This window comes from Methylococcus capsulatus, assembly GCF_036864975.1.
GTDB lineage: Bacteria > Pseudomonadota > Gammaproteobacteria > Methylococcales > Methylococcaceae > Methylococcus.
This window is the reverse complement of sequence record NZ_CP104311.1, coordinates 2,565,458-2,584,473: the sequence shown is the minus strand read 5'-3', so window position 1 is coordinate 2,584,473 and position 19,016 is coordinate 2,565,458. Positions and strand designations below refer to the sequence as shown.

The window sequence follows — 19,016 nt, the reverse complement described above, 5'->3', positions numbered from 1 at the left end:
GATGCCGTCGAACCGCCTGGCCCTACTCACTGCCCTGGCCTTCTTCGTCAGCCTCCCTGTGGCGGGCCGCGACTGGGGGGACGTCCTTTCCCCCACCTCAGGGACGCCCGAGGCCATCGGCGAAACCGGGGCAGGATGCTTGGCCGGCGGCATTCGCCTGCCCCCCGAAAGTGACGGCTACAAGGTCATGCACCTCGAACGCAACCGCAACTACGGCCATCCGGACCTGATCCGCAGCATCATCGACCTGGGACGCGCGACCGTGCAAGGGCGTTGGGGCGAACTCCATGTCGGCGATTTGTCCCAGCCCCGCGGCGGGCCGATGCGGTTCGGCCACCGCAGCCATCAGACCGGCATCGACGCGGATGTCTGGTTCGCGCTGGACCCCAACCTGATCCGCAACGCCGACGGCCTGCGCAGCAACATTCCCGCGCCCTCGTTGCTGACCCCCGACCAGACCCACCTCAACCACATGCTTTGGGACACCCGCCACGCCCGGGTACTGGAAGCCGCCGCCCGCGACCCGCGCGTCGACCGGATCTTCGTCAACGCCCACATCAAACAGGAACTCTGCCGCTCGGTACGGGGGGACCGCTCCTGGCTGCGGAAAATCCGTCCCTGGCACCGCCACGACGACCACTTCCACATGCGCCTCGTCTGTCCCGCCGACAGTCCCGATTGTGTGCCGCAAAAGCCGCTCGAACCCGGCGATGGCTGTGACGCATCGCTGGACTGGTGGCTGTCCCTCCCGCCGCTGCGGCCACTGCCCGACAACCATCACGGGCCAGCCCCCTCGCCCGCCCTGCCCAGAGCCTGCAGGGCGGTGTTGAATGGCAAATGACAGCCGGGTTCAGCTTGATTCGGCGTAACTGCAGTAAACGGGAACCTCAGAAAAATTTTCTGACGTTCAGCGATGCGGGCGGCCAGACCCCAAAGCGCCCTCTTCTGCTCCGAAAAAGAGCGTCCTATCCAGCCAGAGGGCTTCCGCCCCGCGACCTCCTCTCCTGCTCGAAGATTTGGCTCAAGCGGCGGTCCGGCATGATCACGTCCGTACCCAAAGATCTATAGTACTGCCTTTACCTCCCTCACCGCTTTGTCGATCAAACCGGGTGCCTCGCTTTGCAGCCAAGTCGCCTCCGTCTCCTTTCTCAACCAAGTGTACTGCCGCTTGGCGAATTGCCGGGTAGCGATGATGGCGCGTTCCACGAAAGTATCGAAATCGCATTTCCCTTGCAGATAATCCCAAGCTTGGCGGTACCCCACGGCGCGGATAGAGGGCAGAGTTTCGTTCAGGTCGCCGCGCCGATAGAGGGCCTCGACTTCTTCCAGAAAACTCTCCTGCAACATCCGCCTGAACCGCTCGGCGATGCGCTCCGCCAGCACGGCCCGGCTCGATGGCGCCAGCACGAGGCGCAAGGGCCGGAACGGCAGCGCGGCGGGGCGGCTGCCTCCGCACAGGTCGGACAGCGTCCGGCCGGTGAGGTAGAACACTTCCAAAGCGCGTTGCAGGCGCTGGGGATCGTTGCGATGGATGCGGGCAGCGGCAGGCGGATCGATACGGGCCAGTTCGGCGTGGAGGGCATGCCATCCTTCCCGCGCCGCCCGCGCTTCGATCTCCCGGCGGATAGTCGGATCGGCTGACGGCAGTTCCGCCAATCCCCGCAATAGCGCGTTGAAATACAGCATGGTGCCGCCGGCCAGTATCGGCAGTCGGCCGCGGGCGGTGATGTCGGCGATCAGGGCCAAGGACTGGTCACGGAACTGGCCGGTCGAGAAGACCTCACTCGGGTCGAGGATGTCGATCAGGTGGTGCGGCACGGCCGCGCGCTCAACAGGGGAAGGCTTGGCGGTGCCGATGTCCATGCCGCGGTAGACCAGGGAGGAATCGACGCTGACGATCTCGCCGTTCAGTGCGTCGGCGAGTTCGATCGCCAGTCGTGATTTGCCCGACGCGGTGGGCCCCATCAGCACCACGACCGGCGGCAGCTCGGAGACCGTCATCGGCCGCGCAGGAACAGACGGTCGAGCTCCTGAGTGTCGAGCTGTACCCAAGTCGGCCGGCCGTGGTTGCACTGACCAGCGCGCTCGGTGGCCTCCATTTCACGCAGCAGCGCGTTCATCTCCGGCACCGTGAGCTTACGCCCGGCCCGCACGGAACCGTGGCAAGCCATGGTGGCAAGAATGGTGTTCAAGGTTTCCTGCAAACGCCCGGAAGACCCGTGCTCGTGCAGATCGGCCAGCGTATCCCGCACCAGGCGTTCGACGTCGCTCCCCTCCAACAAAGCCGGCACCGAACGGACCAGTACGCTGTCCTCCCCAGTGCGCCGCAGCTCCATTCCCAACCGCGTCAAATGCTCGCCATGCTCTTCAGCCAGATCGGCATCAGTGCGGCTCAGCTTGATCCTCACTGGCAGCAGCAGGGGCTGGCTGGCGATCCCCCCCGCCTGATATTCCCGTTTCAGGCGCTCGTAGGTGATCCGCTCGTGAGCGGCATGACCATCCACTAGGATCAGCCCCTGCGCGTTCTCGGCCAAGATGTACACACCCTTGAGGTGGGCCAGGGCATACCCCAGCGGCGGGATCTCCTGCTCGGCCCGGGTCTCCATCGGATTCGGCTGAGGAGCCGAATACAATTTGCGCAGATCGCCGAAGAGCTCGGTGATACCGCCGGGCAAATACGGCCGGTGCGGTGTCTCCGCCACCCGGAATAAAGGCTGCTGACGCTGCTGCGGCTGTTCCGCAAGCGAGGTCGGTCGTTCTACGGCGGGTGCTTCGACGACGCCCACCGCCTGCCCCGGCCGATGCCCGGCGATGGACCGGTGCAAAGCGCTGAACAGGAAATCGTGCACCATCCGCCCTTCGCGGAAACGCACTTCCAGCTTGGCTGGATGGGCGTTGACGTCGACCAGCCCGGGATCAATCTCCAGATACAGCACGTAGACCGGCTGGCGCTGGTGGTACATCACGTCCTGGTAGGCCTGGCGGACCGCATGACCGACCAGTTTGTCGCGGACCAGCCGGCGGTTGACGTAGAAGAACTGTAGATCGGCCTGGCTGCGTGAGAAGGTCGGCAATCCCACCCACCCGTGCAGGCGCAGGCCGGATGCCTCGAAATCCACCCGCAACGCCTGTTCCAGAAAATCCGACCCGCACAGCGCGCCGATCCGTTCGGCCCCGCCGGCTTCCTCAGTGTCCGGCCGCAGCCGGAGCACTTCGCGCTGGTTGTGCCGGAGCCTTAAGCCGACATCGAACCGTGCCAGTGCCATGCGCTGCACCAGCATCTGGATATGGCCGAACTCGGTTTTCTCCGCCCGGAGGAATTTGCGGCGAGCGGGGGTATTGTAGAACAGGTCCCGCACTTCCACCGTCGTACCTCGGGCGTGCTGGGCGGGCTGAATTTCGAAGCCGCTTTCGCTGCCGTCGGCGCTCACCCGCCAGCCGCATGGGGCATCGGCAGTGCGGGAGGTCAGCGTCAGCCGGGCGATGGCGCTGATACTGGACAAAGCCTCGCCACGAAAACCCAGGGTCGCCACCCGCTCCAGATCCTCGAGCGACGCGATCTTGCTGGTGGCATGGCGCGACAGGGCCAAGCCCAAGTCTTCACGGTCGATGCCGCAACCATCATCGCGTATCCGGATCAGCCGGACGCCGCCCTCCTCAACGTCCACTTCAACCTGACGGGCACCGGCGTCGAAAGCATTCTCGACCAGTTCCTTCACTACGGAAGCCGGCCGCTCGATGACCTCGCCGGCCGCAATCTGGTTGATCAGCTGGGGAGGGAGTTGGCGGATCCGCATGCGGAGCGAGACTGGGGGAAGTTCGACGCCGCTCATCCGGCAAGTCTTCTCCGCACGCATGCGAACACGGGACGCAGGCGAACTTTCTCTCTCATCGCGGCCGGCAGCCGGCCCGGCTGTGGAGACATCATTTCCCAGGTGAGTGCACGACTTTGGCCTTGATGCCGGGATCGGCCCAGACCTGCATCCTGCCCTGCTTATCCCAGACGAGCTGGTACCGGTCGAAGCTGGACAGCCAGTAATTCCACACCGGGGCGTCCAGCGAAGGGGTTTCGCTGGTCAGGGGATAACCGACCGCCATGATGGCCTGTTCCTTCGTCATGCCCCCAGATACTTTGCCCATCCGGATGGCCTCCCGCACATCCGGCGAAAACACGGCGAGACGGACCTTGGGATCCTTCGTCACGACGATTTTCTCAACCCAGTGCTGCAGCGTTTCCTCGTTGCGGCCGTAGTCATGGCCGAGCCGCATCTTGCGCCCGCCGATCTCTGCATAGGCGCAGTCGCCACTGTATCCGTACACCTTGACGGGCGTTCCCGCGGCGATGAACGGGTTCTCGCCGTAGTTGCCGTCGCTGATCCAGTCGTCTTCGAAATGCAGATTGCAGCAGGTATAGCCAGTCCTCAGCGCAGGAGCGTTCGGATCATAGTGAGGGGCACACGCGATCACCCCTGCCATGATCAGACCTGAAAGCGCGAACCGACAAGCCGTCGGTGAATTCCAGACAGTCATTTTCATTCGCGACTCCTCGATGAGCTCTGGGACCCCAAAATACTCACCCCTGGTTGTCGAGAAACTTCTCGGCATCGAGCGCGGCCATGCAGCCCGAGCCCGCGGAAGTGATGGCCTGCCGATAGATCGCATCGGAGACGTCGCCGGCCGCGAACACACCATCCACGCTGGTCGCCGTCGCGCCGCCCTCGCTGCCGCCCTTGACCACGATGTAGCCGTTGCGCATCTCCAGTTGCCCCGAAAAAATCTCGGTGTTCGGGGTGTGACCGATCGCGATGAATACGCCCTCCAGGGCAATGTCCTTGGTCGTGCCGTCGTGCACGTTCCTGATGCGCACGCCCGTGACGCCCATCTCATCGCCCAGGACTTCGTCGAGCACGCTGTTCCACTCGATGCTGACGTTGCCGTTCGCCGCCCGATCCAGCAATTTGTCCGACAATATCTTTTCGGAGCGGAACTTGTCGCGGCGGTGGACCACGGTCACCTTCGCCGCGATGTTGGACAGGTACAGCGCCTCCTCCACCGCGGTGTTGCCGCCGCCGATCACGGCCACGTGCTTACCTTTGTAAAAGAACCCGTCACAGGTGGCGCAGGCGGAAACGCCCCGGCCCTTGTACGCTTCCTCCGAAGGCAGCCCCAGGTAGCGGGCGGATGCACCGGTGGCGATGATCAGGGCGTCACTGGTATAGACACCGGCATCGCCCGTCAGGGTGAAAGGACGCCGTGACAGATCGGCCGTGTGGATATGATCGAAGACGATCTCAGTGTCGAAGCGCTCGGCATGACGCCGCATCCGCTCCATCAGTTCCGGCCCCATCACGCCGTCGGCATCGCCCGGCCAATTGTCCACCTCGGTCGTCGTGGTAAGCTGCCCGCCCATCTGGATACCGGTCACCAATACCGGCTTGAGATTGGCGCGCGCGGCATAGACTGCGGCAGTGTAGCCGGCCGGGCCCGAACCCAGGATCAATACTCTGGAATGCTTCGGTTCGCTCATGAAATCCTCTATCCTGCTGAGAAAATGAAAGCATTATACGGCTCGGCTGTGCGCGATTTCTAACCGCCAGAACACGGCAACCCGCCTGCGTCACAAACAGTGCGCCTTGCGGATCGGCGCGCACATTTGAAACAATACCCGGTTTGTATATTTGATTGATTTGGTGAGCCTTTTGGCGAAAGCGGACAAGAAAATGAAACCGGCGGACGATCTGCGCTCCTCGCTGGTGCGGACATTGAGAGAGGGAGCATTTCTGGCCTACCTGGCGCTCGCCGCGTTCTTCCTCATCGCACTGGTCACTTTCGACCTGGAGGATGCCGGTTGGACCCATACCGGCAACCGCGGAACGGTCTCCAACGGCGCCGGCGCTGTAGGCGCCTGGTTGTCGGATTTCTCGTTTTCCTTGTTCGGCATCGTGGCCTACCTACTCCCGCTGCTTCTGGCCGGTTACGGCTACCGCATCTACCGGGGCCGCTGCGCACACTCCCGCTTCTCGCTGCTGGACTCCACCTTACGCTGGCTCGGCCTGGGCGCAGCCATCGCCGCCGGTTCCGGCATCGTCGACCTGCAACTGCTGCGGGTGCCGCTGCCTCTGCCGGAGACTACGGGAGGCATCGTCGGGCGGGAACTTGCGGACCTCATGACCGGCTCGTTCGGCGTCAAAGGCGCATCGGTGCTGCTCGGCGGTGTCTTTCTGGCCGGAGTGTCGCTGGCGACCGGCCTGTCCTGGCTGAAGCTGGTGGATGCCACCGGCCAGGCGGTATTGCTCCTGGTCCGGCGGGTCACGACCATTCCTGCTTTCCTCGCCAGGGGCGGGCAGCAACCGGCAGCCGCGCCCGAGCCGCCCCCGCCGATGGCCGCCGCTCCGGCGAAACCGCGCCAAGCCGTGCCGCGGCCTGTCAAGCCGCAGGAACGGCCGGCGGCGCCATCCTGTGCCTCCGAACCTGCCGGACAGCCATCGGAACCGGCAGCGCCGCGTGCTCCGGTCATTCCTTTCTTGCAGCCCAAGAAGCCGCCGGCCTCATCCATGGTCCGGAAGCCGGCCAGCGGTGCCCTGCCCTCGCTGAGCCTGCTGAACGACGCTTCGGCCAAGGTGCATGCCTATTCACCGTCCGTGTTGCAGCAGATGTCGGAACTGGTGGAAACGATCCTGGCGGATTTCGGCGTGGACGTGGAAGTCGTCTCGGTCCATCCGGGACCGGTGATCACCCGGTTCGAGTTGCAACCCGCCCCTGGCGTCAAGGTCAGCCGGATCAGCGGTCTGGCGAAAGACCTGGCGCGGGCACTGTCGGTTACCAGCGTGCGGGTGGTCGAAGTGATTCCCGGCAAATCGGTGGTAGGTCTGGAAATCCCCAACCGGGAGCGCGAGATCGTGCTGCTGCACTCGGTCCTGGCGTCCGAAGCCTACCAGCAGGCGTCATCCCCTCTCACGCTGGTACTCGGCAAGGACATCAGCGGCCAGCCCGTGGTGGCCAACCTGGCCAAAATGCCGCATCTCCTGGTCGCCGGCACCACGGGCTCCGGCAAATCGGTCGCCATCAACGTGATGATCCTGAGCCTTTTGTACAAGGCCCGCCCGGCTGACGTCCGGCTGATCATGATCGATCCCAAGATGCTGGAGCTTTCAGTTTACGAAGGCATCCCCCATCTGCTGACGCCGGTAGTCACCGACATGAAGGAGGCCGCCAATGCACTGCGTTGGTGCGTCGCCGAGATGGAGCGCCGCTACAAGCTGATGTCGCTGGTCGGGGTGCGCAATCTCGACGGTTTCAACCAACGGGTAAGGGAGTCCGCCGAAGCCGGCAAGCCGCTGCGCGACCCACTGTGGAACCCGAACCTTGCCTTGGGCGACGAGGAGCCGCCGCTGCTCGAACCCCTGCCCTGTATCGTCATCGTCATCGACGAGCTGGCCGACATGATGATGATCGTGGGCAAGAAAGTGGAGGAGCTGATCGCCCGGCTGGCGCAGAAGGCGCGTGCCGCGGGGCTGCATTTGATCCTGGCCACCCAGCGGCCCTCGGTGGACGTGATCACCGGCCTGATCAAGGCTAACATCCCGACACGCATCGCGTTCCAGGTCTCCTCCCGAATCGACTCGCGCACCATCATCGACCAGGGCGGCGCCGAAGCGCTGCTCGGCAACGGCGACATGCTCTATCTGCCCCCCGGCACCGGCTTCCCGCAGCGCGCCCACGGCGCTTTCGTGTCCGACCACGATGTCCACAAGGTGGTGGAGTTCCTCAAGAGCACCGGCGAGCCGGATTACATCGAGGACATCACACGGTTCAGCGAAGACTCGACAGACGGAACAGGATTCCGCGGGGGGAACGGTGACGGCGGAGGGGGCGATGAAAGCGACGCCCTTTATGACGAAGCGGTAAGGTTCGTTACAGAAAGCCGCAAGGCTTCCATATCCTCCGTGCAGCGCCGCTTCAAGGTGGGCTACAACCGTGCCGCGCGGATGATCGAGGACATGGAACGCGCCGGCGTGGTCACGCCGGCCGATACCAATGGAAGCCGCCAGGTACTGGCTCCGCCGCCACCGCCGATCTGAAGAAATTCCCTTTCTTCAGACAGACCCGCTGCTTCCGACGCTATCCCGTACCTCCCCTTGCGGCAACGCCGGACCGGCGTTGCCGTAGCGCTTGGCCGCCTGATTGCAGAACGCGGCCACCAGCGATTCCATCACCTCCCTGAAAATCCCGCCCAGAGCCATCTGCAGGAGGGGATTTGCAAATTCGAAATCCACCCGGAACGAAACGTCGCAGCCGCCGTGAGGATTGGCGTCGAAACGCCAGTTCCCGCGCAGATATTTGAACGGCCCGTCCACCAGCTTCATGTGGATATGCCGGCCGGGTTCCATGGTATTGGCCGTGGTGAAATTCAGTCTCACAGCGCCTTTGGCCAGGGTGATGGTCGCCTTGATATGGCGCTCTGCCGCGGACAGCACTCTGACATCGCGGCAGAGCGGAAGATATTTCGGATACTCGGCCACGTCATTGACGAGCTCGTACATCTGGTCCTGCGTGTAGTTCACGCAGACGCTGGTCGATATTGTCGGCATCATTTCCCCCGGAAGTTCGACGATCCTCCGGCCCCCTTCGTCTGGAGCCGCAGTGCAGACCGGAACGTGAAATGATAAAGCAGTTTACCCCCTGGATCGAAGCGGGGCCTCCTCCAAAACCAGCCAGGCGAAGCGGATGCCCTGCGACTCACGAACTCCGGCCACTCGGCCTTCAGGCCACACCAGACATACAAAAATTTGACCGGCCAGCGGGCGGAAAATTCGAGGAAGCTCCGGCTGCCCCGGAGCTTCCATGCAACGTTGCGGGCTGAAGCAAACCAGCGGCCGTCAGGCGCCGACGAGGGCCGGCTTGACGATCGCCAGCCACTCGTCCAGGCGTTCGTCCGTCATTTCGCTCTGGTTCTCGTGATCGATCACCAGGCCGACGAACTTACCATCCACGACCGCTTTGGACTTTTCAAACTCATAGGTATCCGTAGGCCATGCGCCGACCACCCTGGCCCCGCACTCGATCACCTGATCGTAGATTTCGCGCAGCGCGTCGACGAATTCATGGCCATATCCCTGCTGATCGCCCAGGCCAAACAACGCCACGGTTTTCCCAGACATGTCCCTGCCCTTGAACTTCGGCAGGAACTCGAGCCAGCTTTCCTCAGAAGCACCGGAGTCCAGGCCAGGCAATTCGCCCTCCCCCAGGGTCGGTGTGCCCAGAATCAGTGCATCGTACTTGAGCACATCGTCGATGCTGGCTTTCTTGACATCGACCGGAGCGTCCGCATCATCGCCCAGTTTCTTGGCAAGCTGCTTGGCGACGCGGCGGGTATTACCGGTATCGGAGCCGAAAAAGATCCCTATCTTCCCCATGACTGTTTCCTCTATAACATGTTGTTCAACCAAGGATAATATTGCGTCCGAACCGGTCTTGGCCCGATCGGCCGCGGCCAAAGGACTTCCGCCCCCGGGGTTCCTGAACCAGGATGGCCGCGCGCAAGTCCGCGGCAAGCGCCAGCGGTTCAGACATCGAGCAGAATAAAGCAATAACCAGACCAATCGTAAGGAAAACCGCGGATCACGGCCACCGACACGATTTCCAGGCCGGAAAATGTCCACAGAATCTGTGGATAAGAATGTGGGCTCACCGGGCAATCATGAGTCATCAATCTGATATATATGGATATTTGTACGATGCTCAGAGCTTTTCCAGAGACGCCCGCAAAAAGTGCAAAAAGCCCTCCACGGCACCGTCCCCAGAGGCATGGACTGTCAGAAAAAACGCGAGTTGACGATGAGATGAGCCCCGATGGCTGCAAAATAACCAAGAAGGATCACCGGGCACCATTTCAGATGACTGCTGAAACTGTATTGTCCGCGGGTCATCCCGAGCAAGGCAATGCCCGGTGCCGAGCCGATGGCCAGCAGACTCCCGCCAACCCCCAGGGTCAGGGTCACGAGCAGCCATTGCCCTTCGGGCAGTTCAGGGTGCATGCTCAGGACGGCGAACATCAGCGTCCCGTTATCGACAAAGGCGGACGAAAGTCCGATCAACACGTTAGCCAAGGTGGCGCTGTGCTGACCATACAGCCAAGCAGAAACGGCGTCCAAATAGCCGATGAAGCCGAGCCCGCCGATCCCCATCATCGCCCCATAAAAGAAGAGGAGCGTGTCCCATTCGAGCCGTCCCACTTTTTCGAAGATGTCGAAGCGCTGAGTCTCGAGGATACCATCCGGCATATCGGGCTCGTCCAGGGACAGTTTGACACCTTGCGACCCCGGCGCGATCCGGCTCGAGGTCTTGCGGAGATAAAACGTGAAGAACTGCAACAGCGACAGGCCGGCCATCATCCCCGCAGCCGGCGGCAGGTGAAGATACATGTCGGAGAACACGGCCAAGCCGATGGTGACCCCGAACAGAAATACCACTCCCCCGGCCCCCCGCTGCATCACGACGCATTCCGCTTCGACCAGCGGCCGGTCCCTGGGCAGCGCGAAGTGCATGGCAAGCGCGGGCACCAGAAAATTCACCAGACAGGGAACGAACAGGGTGAAAAACTGGGTGAACTGCAGCATTCCCTTCTGCCAGACGAACAGCGTGGAAATGCCGCCCAGCGGACTGAACGAACCGCCGGCATTGGTCGCCACCACGATGTTGATACAGGCCAGGGAAACGAAGCGGGGACTGTTCCGCCCCACCGCGACCACCACGACGCCCATGAGCAGACCGGCGGTGAGACCGTTGATCACGCAGGCGATGAAAAACACCAGGATTCCGGTGACCCAGAACAGCGACCGATAGCCCAGCCGCCGCCTTACCAGGGCGATCCGCAAGGCATTGAACACTCTCATGTCTTCCATGACGTTCAGATAGGTCATGGAGACCATAATGAACAGCAGCAGCTCGCTGTAGGCCAGGAGATTCGAGGCGAACGCCGTCACCGCCGCATCGACCTGCCCGTGCCGCCGGTAGACCAGGGAAATGGCGAACCAGACCAAGGCAGCACCGAGCAGCATGGGCTTGGATTTTCTAAGATGCGTGACCTCCTCCAACATGGCTGCTGCATAAGCAGACACCATCACGACCAGTGAGAAATATCCTGCCCAGTGTTGAGTGAGATCCAAGGGTGGTGACAGCGTGTCCGCATTCCCCAGGGCGACCGATGGAAGCCCGACAAGCAGGCCCAGCAACGGCAAGGCCGATTTCCGCGAGCGCCGATTCATTCGATGTCCTTTGTCAAACATCAAGAATATGGTGGAAAGGGGTATGCCGGAAACCAGCGCACGCGCCGTCCGCCGCCAAGGGTGCGGGCATCAGAAAGTCACGACCACATCCGCGGAAAACAGGAACTGGTCCGAGCGTTTCCCGGCATCGAAGATCTTGATGTTGTCGGACCAATCGTAGCGGGCGTTGGGACGCAGGATCACCCAGTTCAGTGGCTTCCAGTTCAAGCCCACCGTCAGCGCGTAATAGCCGCTGCCCTGGAACGGATAGACGGTGGAAAAATCGGGGTTGCAGGCATAGGGCCGTGCGGCCCCGGCGCCATCGATGTTCACGCTCCCGCTGCAGCGCGGCGGTCCGGACACTCGGAAGCCGTTGTTGTCGCGCCACCATTCGGCCCGCAGCCCCACCGACCAGTGCTCCTCTAGCGTATAGGTCAGCCATTGGGCAATTCCGTACCATTGGGCGTTCTCGAGCTTTCCGCCGTTGCGGGAGTAATTGGCGGTCTGCACCTGATCCGCGAAACCATGGGTATGTTCGATGACGTAATGCAGCCTGTCGTCCAGAAAACTCGTCTTGCCCACCAGACTGTATACCGCCCATAGGTCGCCGAACCGTTCGGAACGCCCTCCCGCCATCGAGGTCACACTGAATGAATCGCTCCTGTCGTCGCCGGTCCAGCCCGCACCGCCCAGGAAATCCCAGTTTCCGAGCTGCTGGTCCCAGGTGCCGTCACCCCCGCCGGTGGCGCTTCCGGTGACCGCACCGGCCGACACCGACCAGTTGGCGTCGATCGTATAACTGGACAGTACGCCGGTGTGGGTGAAGGGATTGAACTGGAACGTATAGGGCCGGGTGATGAAAAAGTTGTCCGGCGCCGTGACCATTTCGTACCCCAGCGGAGTATAGAAATGGCCGGCCTTGACGACGAGGCCGTTGCCCACTGGCAGATTGAATTCGGCAAAGGCCTGGGGCAGAGCGATCCCGTAGAAACGGTTCGACCAGCTTGAGAGATGCAGGTCCCAATGCCCCCGGTTCAGTGGCCGACCCGTTCTCGGGTCAACGTAGGGGATACCATAGGACTGGGTGAAGATCGCGTCGGTACCATACATGAAGTCGAAACGGCCGCCGATGTCCCAATCGTCGGGACTGGCCGCGACGGCACGCTCCAGATACAGATAGAACTGGTTCATCTGAAGTTCGCCGGCGCGGTCGTTGAACGAAACCGGACCGTTGAAATTGTCCGGCGGATTGCTCGCATTGTAAGTCATGCTGGCGTTCACCCATCCGCCCACGTGGATGCCCAACCGCTGGAATTCCGTGCGGCCATCGATGCCGGCGCCGAGATAATCGAGCAGGCCCGACGTGGTATCCGTGGCGAATGCGTGGGAACAGACCAGGAATAAACTCACTGTGACGGCGGAGCTACGGGTAAAGGGAAACAGCCTCTCCGGCACCAGAGCCATTCAATTGTCCAATGAAAAAAGAGGGCAGTTTATCTACGCGGTGATAAAAAGTGCGTAAAAGATTCGAGCACGGTCAAACTCCCTGCCTTGACTGAGGAACCCACTGTACTGGGCCTACGACACGCTCGACGATGCCCCCAAGCGTCTCATCGACGGCCTGCAGCTCATCACCTACAATCCCTTTAAGTGCAAGCAAGGTGCCTCACGTCCCCGCTGCCGGTTCGACCCGAAAACCCCACCCAGCAGCAAGGCTTTCCCCCAGCCGCAGGTGCGCGCCCATGCCGAGGCCGGCAGGCAGCTGCTGTATCTCAGCGTGGCCACCGAAGTCGAAATCGTTGGCTGGGAACCGCAGGAGGACGCGGTCTGACCGGGCTGTTGCGAGCCCATCTTGCGGACCCGCGTTTCGCCTATCGCCACCGGCGGCACGTGGGCGGATCGTGTTCCGGGACAATCAGGCAACCGTGCTTGTGCGAATCCCGTTCCCCGCTGAATCGCAGCGCGTGCGCAAGCGCACCAGCTTGGCGGGAGGGCGGCCCTTCTGATCCAACGATCAAAAACCATGAGCTCAGTCCCAACGCTACTCGCCTCACGTTACGGCAGGCATGAAACCGTACCGGCCATCACCTCGAACGCTGTCCTGGAACACCTGCTTTCCCACCGCTCGGTCCGCAACTACACCGCCGAGCCCTTGGCCCCGGGTACGCTGGAAGCCCTGGTCGCTGCGGCCCAATCCGCCGCCAGTTCGTCCAACCTTCAGCTCTGGAGCGTGGTCGCGGTCGAAGACGGCGCGCGGCGCGCTCGCCTGGCCGAACTGGCTGGCAATCAGGCCCACATCGTCCAGGCGCCGTTGTTCCTGGTCTGGCTGGCCGACCATGCCCGTCTGCGGAGGATCGCCGCCCGGCGCGGCATCGCCACCGAGGGACTGGACTATCTGGAGATGTACACCATGGCTGTGGTCGACGCCGCCCTGGCGGCGCAGAACGCCGTGGTCGCTGCGGAATCGTTTGGATTGGGCACGGTCTACATCGGCGCGATGCGCAACCACCCGGAACGGGTGGCGGAGGAGCTCGGCCTGCCTCGGGGAGTTTTCGCCGTCTTCGGCCTGTGCGTCGGCCACCCCGAGCCCGGCGCCATCCCCGCCATCAAGCCGCGTCTGCCGCAAAACGCGGTGCTGCACCGGGAAACCTATGCTCTGGAAAGCCAGGACGAGGCAGTGGAGCGTTACAACGCCACGATGTCGGAGTTCTATGCCGAACAGAACATGGCGGTCACGGGTGACTGGTCAAAACACTCCGCCTCGCGCATCTCCGGTCCCGCCAAGCTGTCCGGCCGCGACCGGCTCAAGGCAGCCCTGAATGCTCTCGGCTTCGAATTGCGCTGAGATGGACAGCCTTGCCCTCAAATTGAAGATTGTCCAGGCCGGCGAACCGGTGCTGCGGCAGCGGGCGCGTCCCTTGAGCCCGGAGGAAATCCGCAGCGCCGCGGTGCAGACGCTGATCGGGCACATGCGCGAGACGATGCGCGACGCGCCGGGCGTGGGACTCGCCGCCCCACAGATCGGCCAGGGTCTGCAACTGGCCGTCATCGAAGACCGCGCCGACTACCAGAAGGGCCTGTCGGCCGAGGAACTGGCGGCGCGAGGGCGCGAACCGGTGCCCTTCCACGGCATCGCCAACCCGGAAATCGTCGCCCGCTCGGAAGATACCGACGTCTTCCACGAAGGCTGCCTCAGCCTCGCAGGCTTCAGCGCACGGGTCGCGCGAGCCCGCTCGGTACGGGTATCCTGCCTGGACCACTGGGGCGAACCGCGGATCATCGAGGCCAGCGGCTGGTATGCCCGCATCCTGCAGCACGAGATCGACCACCTGCACGGCAGGCTCTACATCGACCGGATGGACCCGCGCAGTTTCACTACGCAGGCCAACTACGCCCGCTACGGTGACATCGAAACCGGCTGAGGGTGACGGCGGACTGCCCGGCCGGCAGCAGTACTACAACAGCACATGGAGCCAAGAACGCAGAGCTATTTGCGCAACGGGGCGGAGCTGGCATTAAGGCAATGGACGAACCGTGGCTCACCGCGCGCAAGGGCCGTTCAGCGGGTCAGCGGGCCCATGCTAAACTGCGACGCAAGGCGTTTCCGGGACGACCATGAGCGTAGCGCTACGACTGTACGAACAACTGACCGAGGCGGGCGAAGACAAGACGCGCGCCAAACTGATCGCGGAAGCCTTCGAGCATCTGGAGGACCGCTATCCCCAGTTGAAGGACGTGGCGACCGCCGGCCAGGTGCGCGAGACCGAATTGCGGCTGCAAAAGGAGATCAAGGAAGTCGAATTGAAGCTCCAGAAAGAGATCAAGGAGGTGGAAGTGCGTCTGACGCAGGCCATCCATCGCCAGACCCTCTGGGTGGTCGGTTCCGTCGGTGCGGTGGTGGGCGTGATAATGATCCGGCTGCTGGAATGGTTCCTCGCCCATCTGCCCAACCCATAGGGCAACGTCACTGAAGAGAGCTTTGGCAATGGGCGACCTTCGGCTGCAGAAGCCTCCTCGAGTTTCCGTCGCGGCAGCGACAGGGGCGCATCATTCGCGTCAGTTATGCCGCCATGAACCGGAGAGGCGACGCTGCCGAACCGATGCAGGCATCCCAATTCAAAGCGACGAAGGGAATATTCAAGTTGTCGGAATGGCCCGGTGCGGACCATGAAGAAGGGGCCAAGGTGACCCGTGTTTCGCCCGGATAGGGAAAACCCGAGCCCGCCTGCGAAAGCTGCATAGCTGCCCGCAGCGCGGCGCCATCACGTTCGGTATGAACCGAAGCGATACTCAGGCCGCCATGCCCTGCTGCTCGAGCATGGCGTTCTCCGCCTGGGCTTCCCGGATGAGCGTCTTGACTTCCAGCGCGCATTTTCCGCACTGACTGCAGGCGTCCAAACGCTTCCGCAACGTGCGCATATTGTGCACGCCATGGCGAGTGACGGCTTCCCGAACCTGGCGGTCAGTGACGTTCCTACAGATACAGACATACATAAGCATGGACCTCAAGACTGGGTACGAGCTTAGACTAGCAGAACTGAGAACGTTTCTCAAACAAGAATCGGAAAAAATTTTGTTTCCGAATCGGGACAACGGCATTGCCCCATCCAGCTGCCGACACGGCGCCTAAACCCTTCATTCCATTTGGCTTTGCAGATAATTCTCCAGGCCAATGCTCTCGATCAGCCGAAGCTGAGTCTCCAGCCACAGGCAGTGATCCTCCTCGGTGTCGTCGAGGAGAACCTGCAGGATACGCCGGGTCTCGTAGTCGCCCTTCTCCTCGCACAGGCCGATCACCTCGCGCAGATGGCCGATGACGGCGTATTCGACGCCGAGGTCGTTTTTCAGCATCTCCGGCACGTTCCGTCCGACGTGGATCACATCCCTGCCGACCACATCCGGAACCCCTTCCAGGAACAGGATACGCTGGATCAGCGCACCGGCGTGACCCTGCTCCTCCTGCATTTCGTGGGCCGCGTGCTCATGCAGGACATGAAATCCCCAGTCCCGGTACATCATCGCATGGATGAAATACTGGTCGATCGCAGCGAGCTCGCCCGCCAGCAGCCGATTCAGCGCCGTTATCACCTCAGGCTGACCTTTCATATCCCCATCTCCCGGAACGCCCTCTTCAGGGCTTTTGTGGTTGTCGTACGTAATTGAAACAGAATTACGTATACTAGTCAGCTCAAAAAACCCTGCCACAGTCGAACCTACGCCCGATCCGAGACGCAGGCAACAAGAAGACCACGACATCGGCGACCGGACCACCTGGACAAATGAACGAAATCGAGTACGAACTACGCGAACAGGACCTGCTGGCTTTCAGCGAGTATCAGATACGAGAAACCAAGGCCCTAAAGAAACGGCGGCAACGGCATCAGTCCACCATCCCGGCATTTTTCGTCGCCATTTCGCTGTTTCTCTGGTTCTATTACCAGGACATGGTGTCCGCGGCCTATGTGGGCATCATCGCGCTGGCCTGGGGCTTCTTGGTTCCCGCCTATATGCGCTGGACCACGCGCAAGCAACTGCTGGCCATGTACTCGGACGAAGACAAGCGCCGCATTCTGGGTCGTTACCGGCTGACTGTGGCCAGGGACGCGCTGATCGAGAAAAAGCTGGACGGCGAGGAAACCCGGATTCCCTGGAGTGAAATCCTGCGGATCGAGCTCACCGACAAATACGCGTTCATTTTCGTCGCGATCGACGAGGCTCTGATCGTACCGCGGGCCACGACCAATGCCGCCAAGCTGCGCGACTTCGTAAAGGCGGCGGACGAACGGATCGCTGCGGCGGACTGAAGCGGCTGCGCCTGTCTCACGATGATCGAGTTTCGCGAGGTCACCCTCAGAATCGGCGGCCGGATCCTGTTCGAGCACGCCTCATTCAACATCTTTCCCGGCCAGAAAGTCGGGGTGACCGGCGCCAATGGCGCAGGTAAGTCCAGCCTGTTCAAGTTGGTGACCGGGAGCAGGCAGACCGACGCGGGCGAAGTTCGGCTCCCGCCGAACTGGGTCATCGCCCATGTCGCCCAGGAAACGCCAACCGACACACGGGCGGTGATCGAGTTCATCATCGATGGCGACGCAGAGCTGCGCGAGGTCGAGCGTGAGATCGCCTTGGCCGAAACCTCTGGAGACGGCCTTGCACTGGCCCGAGCGCACGCCCGTTATGCGGCCATCGGCGGCTATCAGGCCAGGGCCAATGCAGCGCGGCTGCTCGCCGGTCTGGGGTTTGCGGCCGGCGATAGCGAGCGTCCGGTCGACGCCTTCTCTGGCGGCTGGCGCATGCGGCTTGCACTGGGCCGAGCGCTGATGTGCCGCTCGGATCTCCTGCTGCTGGACGAGCCCACCAACCACCTCGACCTCGATGCTATATTGTGGCTGCAGGAATGGCTGGCCGGCTATCCCGGCACCTTGCTGTTCATCTCGCACGACCGCGACTTCCTCGATGGTCTAGCCGACCACATCCTCCACATCGAAAACGGCCAAGTGGTTCTCAACACCGGCAATTTTTCCGCCTTCGAACAGGCACGGGCCCAGCGGCTGGCGCAGAACCAGGCGGCCTTCCACAGGCAGCAGGCCGAAATCGCCCGCCTGCAGGGTTTCGTCGACCGGTTCCGTGCCAAGGCGACCAAGGCGCGTCAGGCCCAGAGCCGGCTCAAACTACTGGCGAAGATGGAAGTGATTTCACGGGCCCATGTGGATTCACCCTTCGAATTCGCCTTCCGCTCTCCGGAAAAACTGCCCCGTCCGTTGCTGCAAACCGAAGATGTGACGGTGGGATATGAAGGCGTACCGCTCTTGGAAAAAATCGGGATGTCGCTGATGCCGGGCGACCGGGTCGGCCTGCTGGGTCGCAACGGCGCCGGCAAATCGACCTTGATCCGGCTGCTGGCCGGGTTGCAGCCGCCCTTGAGCGGTGAGCGCCGGGTTTCAAGCGAACTGCGGCTGGGATATTTCGCCCAGCATCAGCTGGAACTGCTGCGTCCCGGGGAAAACGCCGTGTTCCATGTCCAGAGGCTGGACGACAAGGCCTCCGAAAAGGACATCCGCGATTTCCTCGGCGGCTTCGGCTTCAGCGGCGAACGGACTTTCGACCCCATCGCCGGGTTTTCGGGCGGCGAGAAAGCCCGACTGGTACTGGCCCTGATCGTCTACCAGCGACCCAACCTCCTCTTGCTCGACGAACCAACCAACCATCTGGATCTGCAAATGCGGCTGGCGCTGATCCGTGCGCTGCAGGATTTCGAAGGTGCGGTCGTGCTGGTGTCGCACGACAGCTACCTGCTGCGCGCGGTGGTAGATGATTTCTTCCTCGTCGCCGATGGCGGGGTTACCCCATTCGACGGTGATCTGGACGACTACCGCGCCTGGCTGCGCAACCGCGCTTCCTCCACCTCCAGCGGAGCCGATGGCCACCGCGACGCGGGGGCGTCCCGCCGCGAAACCCGGCGGGCCGATGCCGAAAGACGACAGCGGCTCCGGCCTTTGCGCCTGCAGCTCGAACGTGCCGAAGCGGAGCTGGAGCGCTGCTCGAAGCGGCGGGAAGAACTCGAAGCCCAGTTGACCGATCCCGGCCTGTATGCCGCGGAAGCCAAGGACCGGCTCAAACGCCTGCTACTGGACAAGGCCGAGGCGGAAAATTCGCAGGTCCGCGCTGAAGCAGCCTGGTATGCCGCCAGCGAAGCGCTGGAACAGGCGCAGCTCCAGACCGACATGGCCTGCTGAATCCGGAGAAGACCCC

The 19,016-nt window shown here is 62.5% G+C and carries 16 protein-coding genes and 1 pseudogene; 7 read left to right on the top strand and 10 right to left on the bottom strand.

The window, feature by feature from the left end; genetic code table 11:
* Position 1: 1 nt before the first annotated feature.
* Positions 2 to 841 carry a penicillin-insensitive murein endopeptidase gene (gene mepA, locus N4J17_RS12660; RefSeq protein ID WP_198321553.1) on the top strand — a complete coding sequence of 280 codons (840 nt, stop codon included), beginning with the start codon at positions 2 to 4 and terminating at the stop codon, positions 839 to 841.
* A gap of 221 nt (positions 842 to 1,062) precedes the next feature.
* Here the strand turns inward: mepA and miaA are convergent, their stop codons facing one another.
* The 4 genes from miaA to trxB form a co-directional block, all read right to left on the bottom strand.
* A complete protein-coding gene (miaA, locus tag N4J17_RS12655; RefSeq protein ID WP_198321552.1) occupies positions 1,063 to 2,001 on the bottom strand; it encodes a tRNA (adenosine(37)-N6)-dimethylallyltransferase MiaA in 939 nt (312 codons plus the stop codon).
* Entirely contained in the window at positions 1,998 to 3,833 is a 1,836-nt protein-coding gene (mutL, locus tag N4J17_RS12650) for a DNA mismatch repair endonuclease MutL (RefSeq protein WP_198321551.1), read from the bottom strand. The genes miaA and mutL overlap by 4 nt, the downstream gene beginning before the upstream one ends.
* 91 nt (positions 3,834 to 3,924) lie before the next feature.
* On the bottom strand, positions 3,925 to 4,536 hold the full coding sequence (locus N4J17_RS12645; RefSeq protein ID WP_232470175.1) for a hypothetical protein: 612 nt from the start codon (positions 4,534 to 4,536) through the stop codon (positions 3,925 to 3,927).
* 37 nt (positions 4,537 to 4,573) lie between these two features.
* Entirely contained in the window at positions 4,574 to 5,527 is a 954-nt protein-coding gene (trxB, locus tag N4J17_RS12640; protein WP_198321550.1) for a thioredoxin-disulfide reductase, read from the bottom strand.
* Between the two features lie 193 nt (positions 5,528 to 5,720).
* Here trxB and N4J17_RS12635 point away from each other — a divergent pair, with 193 nt between their 5' ends.
* Entirely contained in the window at positions 5,721 to 8,081 is a 2,361-nt protein-coding gene (locus tag N4J17_RS12635) for a DNA translocase FtsK (protein WP_232470174.1), read from the top strand.
* 15 nt (positions 8,082 to 8,096) lie between these two features.
* On the opposite strand, the gene N4J17_RS12630 is transcribed toward N4J17_RS12635, so the two are convergent.
* The 4 genes from N4J17_RS12630 to N4J17_RS12615 all read right to left on the bottom strand — a co-directional run bounded on the left by N4J17_RS12630 (position 8,097) and on the right by N4J17_RS12615 (position 12,731).
* Positions 8,097 to 8,564 (bottom strand): type II toxin-antitoxin system RatA family toxin, encoded by a 468-nt coding sequence (locus N4J17_RS12630; protein WP_338457606.1) that lies wholly within the window; start codon positions 8,562 to 8,564, stop codon positions 8,097 to 8,099.
* A 315-nt stretch (positions 8,565 to 8,879) separates the two neighbouring features.
* Positions 8,880 to 9,497, bottom strand: a complete 618-nt coding sequence (locus N4J17_RS12625) for a flavodoxin (protein ID WP_338457605.1) — start codon at positions 9,495 to 9,497, stop codon at positions 8,880 to 8,882.
* Between the two features lie 318 nt (positions 9,498 to 9,815).
* The gene (gene nhaD, locus N4J17_RS12620) at positions 9,816 to 11,267 is read right to left on the bottom strand and encodes a sodium:proton antiporter NhaD (RefSeq protein WP_198321548.1); all 1,452 of its coding nucleotides are present in this window, start codon (positions 11,265 to 11,267) and stop codon (positions 9,816 to 9,818) included.
* Positions 11,268 to 11,357: 90 nt separating this feature from the next.
* Positions 11,358 to 12,731 (bottom strand): porin, encoded by a 1,374-nt coding sequence (locus N4J17_RS12615; RefSeq protein WP_232470172.1) that lies wholly within the window; start codon positions 12,729 to 12,731, stop codon positions 11,358 to 11,360.
* 559 nt (positions 12,732 to 13,290) lie between these two features.
* Here N4J17_RS12615 and N4J17_RS12610 point away from each other — a divergent pair.
* The 3 genes from N4J17_RS12610 (at position 13,291) to N4J17_RS12600 (ending at position 15,224) form a co-directional block, all read left to right on the top strand.
* Entirely contained in the window at positions 13,291 to 14,112 is an 822-nt protein-coding gene (locus N4J17_RS12610) for an NADPH-dependent oxidoreductase (protein WP_198321547.1), read from the top strand.
* A 1-nt stretch (position 14,113) separates the two neighbouring features.
* Positions 14,114 to 14,689: a peptide deformylase gene (def, locus tag N4J17_RS12605; protein ID WP_198321546.1), complete on the top strand. Its 576-nt coding sequence runs from the start codon at positions 14,114 to 14,116 to the stop codon at positions 14,687 to 14,689.
* Between the two features lie 193 nt (positions 14,690 to 14,882).
* Positions 14,883 to 15,224, top strand: a complete 342-nt coding sequence (locus N4J17_RS12600; RefSeq protein ID WP_198321545.1) for a hypothetical protein — start codon at positions 14,883 to 14,885, stop codon at positions 15,222 to 15,224.
* A 441-nt stretch (positions 15,225 to 15,665) separates the two neighbouring features.
* On the opposite strand, the pseudogene N4J17_RS12595 reads toward N4J17_RS12600, so the two are convergent.
* Positions 15,666 to 15,761, bottom strand: a pseudogene (locus tag N4J17_RS12595) ((2Fe-2S)-binding protein); the annotation flags it as partial.
* A gap of 141 nt (positions 15,762 to 15,902) precedes the next feature.
* Entirely contained in the window at positions 15,903 to 16,373 is a 471-nt protein-coding gene (gene bfr / locus N4J17_RS12590; RefSeq protein WP_198321544.1) for a bacterioferritin, read from the bottom strand.
* Positions 16,374 to 16,546: 173 nt separating this feature from the next.
* Between bfr and N4J17_RS12585 the strand changes: the two genes are divergently transcribed.
* Together N4J17_RS12585 and N4J17_RS12580 are read left to right on the top strand one after the other, a co-directional pair.
* On the top strand, positions 16,547 to 17,071 hold the full coding sequence (locus N4J17_RS12585) for a YcxB family protein (protein WP_198321543.1): 525 nt from the start codon (positions 16,547 to 16,549) through the stop codon (positions 17,069 to 17,071).
* Between the two features lie 21 nt (positions 17,072 to 17,092).
* Complete coding sequence (locus tag N4J17_RS12580; RefSeq protein ID WP_198321542.1) at positions 17,093 to 19,000, top strand: ATP-binding cassette domain-containing protein; 1,908 nt, start codon at positions 17,093 to 17,095, stop codon at positions 18,998 to 19,000.
* Positions 19,001 to 19,016 lie beyond the last annotated feature (16 nt).

Excerpts from the sequence above, each read along its gene's own strand:
- mepA (WP_198321553.1), top strand. The coding sequence starts at position 2 with ATGCCGTCGAACCGCCTGGCCCTACTCACTGCCCTGGCCTTCTTCGTC.
- miaA (WP_198321552.1), bottom strand. The coding sequence starts at position 2,001 with ATGACGGTCTCCGAGCTGCCGCCGGTCGTGGTGCTGATGGGGCCCACC.
- mutL (WP_198321551.1), bottom strand. The coding sequence starts at position 3,833 with ATGAGCGGCGTCGAACTTCCCCCAGTCTCGCTCCGCATGCGGATCCGC.
- N4J17_RS12645 (WP_232470175.1), bottom strand. The coding sequence starts at position 4,536 with ATGAAAATGACTGTCTGGAATTCACCGACGGCTTGTCGGTTCGCGCTT.
- trxB (WP_198321550.1), bottom strand. The coding sequence starts at position 5,527 with ATGAGCGAACCGAAGCATTCCAGAGTATTGATCCTGGGTTCGGGCCCG.
- N4J17_RS12635 (WP_232470174.1), top strand. The coding sequence starts at position 5,721 with ATGAAACCGGCGGACGATCTGCGCTCCTCGCTGGTGCGGACATTGAGA.
- nhaD (WP_198321548.1), bottom strand. The coding sequence starts at position 11,267 with ATGAATCGGCGCTCGCGGAAATCGGCCTTGCCGTTGCTGGGCCTGCTT.
- N4J17_RS12615 (WP_232470172.1), bottom strand. The coding sequence starts at position 12,731 with ATGGCTCTGGTGCCGGAGAGGCTGTTTCCCTTTACCCGTAGCTCCGCC.
- N4J17_RS12610 (WP_198321547.1), top strand. The coding sequence starts at position 13,291 with ATGAGCTCAGTCCCAACGCTACTCGCCTCACGTTACGGCAGGCATGAA.
- def (WP_198321546.1), top strand. The coding sequence starts at position 14,114 with ATGGACAGCCTTGCCCTCAAATTGAAGATTGTCCAGGCCGGCGAACCG.
- N4J17_RS12600 (WP_198321545.1), top strand. The coding sequence starts at position 14,883 with ATGAGCGTAGCGCTACGACTGTACGAACAACTGACCGAGGCGGGCGAA.
- bfr (WP_198321544.1), bottom strand. The coding sequence starts at position 16,373 with ATGAAAGGTCAGCCTGAGGTGATAACGGCGCTGAATCGGCTGCTGGCG.
- N4J17_RS12585 (WP_198321543.1), top strand. The coding sequence starts at position 16,547 with ATGAACGAAATCGAGTACGAACTACGCGAACAGGACCTGCTGGCTTTC.
- N4J17_RS12580 (WP_198321542.1), top strand. The coding sequence starts at position 17,093 with ATGATCGAGTTTCGCGAGGTCACCCTCAGAATCGGCGGCCGGATCCTG.